Annotated in this window: 1 protein-coding gene; it reads right to left on the bottom strand. The window is 72.4% G+C overall.

Annotated features, from left to right (window positions below):
* On the bottom strand, window positions 1–389 hold a 389-nt coding region (locus NBW84_RS13700; protein WP_250285117.1), incomplete at its 3' end, for a helix-turn-helix domain-containing protein.
* Window positions 390–450 lie beyond the last annotated feature (61 nt).

Below are 450 nucleotides of genomic sequence, written 5' to 3' on the forward strand. Positions count from 1 at the left end.
CCCCGCCGGCGCAGCAGCAGCCACACTCCGGGCACCGTGTACTCCACGCCGAACTTCCCGACGATCAGTTCGCGGACCCGGGCCAGGGTCCACCGCTGGTCGGCCCAGCCATGCGCGGCCGGACCGCGGTCGAGTTCGGCGTCCAACGCACGGAGCTGGTCGTCGTCGAGCCGGCAGCGCGACGCCGGCCCGGTCGAGCGCAACGCCTCCGCCCCGCCCGCCCGCCATGCCTTCCGCCAACGCTCCACCGACCGTTCGGTCACCCGAAGCTCGGCGGCCACCTGCCCACACGACCATCCCCACTCGAACCGCTCCGCGGCCGCCAGCCGCACCCCCTCGCGGCGGGCCCGGTCCGCGGCGGTCAACCCACCGCCAGTCGCATACCTCATACCCACGGTCTACCCGACGATCAGAACCAGTCCCATCCGACACCACGGATTAAGCCTTGTT

It is taken from the genome of Protofrankia sp. CiP1_Cm_nod2 (assembly GCF_920664355.1).
Lineage (GTDB): Bacteria > Actinomycetota > Actinomycetes > Frankiales > Frankiaceae > Protofrankia.